The organism is Candidatus Obscuribacterales bacterium (assembly GCA_036703605.1).
Classification (GTDB): domain Bacteria; phylum Cyanobacteriota; class Cyanobacteriia; order RECH01; family RECH01; genus RECH01.
Genome location: DATNRH010000249.1, coordinates 1 through 1328 on the forward strand (window position 1 = coordinate 1; position 1328 = coordinate 1328).

Genomic DNA, 1328 nt, shown 5'->3' on the forward strand with positions numbered 1-1328 from the left:
GGGTACAAAAAGCACGTCACAGCCAGCGGCGCAGAGTGCTGCAAGAAACGATGAACGGAATATAAGCAAAGAGAATAGAAAGTAATGAATAAAGTAAGTAAATGAGGTTTATTGGTCCATTTCTGCGACAGCAGCTTCTTCCTCTTCAAATCTAAGTTCCTGAAAATCTTGGTCCAGTTCATCCTTTGTGCGCTGACCTTGTTCGTTCCACCACGCAATGTCTTCTTCCGCCATGTCATTGCTTACAGACGGATCCTGACTGGCCAAATTTGCGAGCCTTGTGACTTCATTAAACTTATCCGCAGCATTCAATCTATCTGTTGGTATCCCCACCGCCCTCAAAATGTAGTCCACAATAGACTGCCCAACATTTGGCAATTGACCTTGTGTTGCATAGTAGCTAAAGTAAGACAACACGGTGTCGTCCTCCCTCAACAAGTTCTGGAGACCCTCTCTTATAAAGTCATTGATGGGTAGCTCTCCAGTGCGGCGGCGCTTTGTGCCCCGGCCATCCAGCTTGGCCCCCACAGCCGCATCCAGCGTGCTCAACTTGGACGTCACTGCAGGAATGAGTCGCACTTGGAGGGCTTCGATCTGGCGGAGAAGGGTGTCCCGCTGTGCCACCAGGGCATCATAGTCGGCTTGCGAGATGTCGGCTCGGCTGCTCAGGGTGGTGTCGATCTCTTGCACCTCGCGCTCATAGTCGGTGATGAGGGTCTGGATGTTGTTCTTGAGGCTGTTGACCACGATCTGCATTTGCGCCAGCTGGTCGCACATCTCTGCCCCAAACATGGCCTCGCACGCTTCCTTGGTCTCAAAGATCTGCAAGTCTTCAATGGCGACGCTAGAGGGAATAGACATGATGGCTTTTTTAACACCCGTGAAAAAATACACAACACTTAAAAAACAGCAGCGCAATGCCCAACAAGCCCTTCCTTCTAGCCGCAGTGCCCGTGTGCCAGGGGTGCACGGGGTGCACCGCCACAGAGTCCGTGCCCACCTTTGAACAGAAGCTGTGCTACCTGCCCATGTACAAGGTGACACAGGCCATCCTCAACCTGGCCAACGTGCAGGGATCCACCGACGCAGAGATCTTTGCCGAGGCTCCGAATGTGTGCGACGCCACCGTGACCTCCTTGGCCCAGGTGCAGGCCACCCTGACAGAGGGCGTGCGCAAGCGCATCTTCAAGCTCAACACCGCCACATCACGCTACTGTGTGAACGTAGACATGAACCAGTTCCTGCAGAACCGCGAAATATACCGCGACTTTAAGAGCCAGCTGTGGTGCCCTAACGACTGCACCCCATGCTCCACTTGCAAGCCATTC

At 53.2% G+C, this 1328-nt stretch carries 2 protein-coding genes; one reads left to right on the forward strand and one right to left on the reverse strand.

All coding sequences use genetic code 11. The features are described 5' to 3' along the window. Positions 1-108 precede the first annotated feature (108 nt). Complete coding sequence (locus V6D20_05235; protein ID HEY9815193.1) at positions 109-894, reverse strand: hypothetical protein; 786 nt, start codon at positions 892-894, stop codon at positions 109-111. A gap of 98 nt (positions 895-992) precedes the next feature. Here V6D20_05235 and V6D20_05240 point away from each other — a divergent pair. Beyond that, positions 993-1328: hypothetical protein (locus tag V6D20_05240; protein HEY9815194.1), on the forward strand; the 336-nt coding region annotated here is incomplete at its 3' end.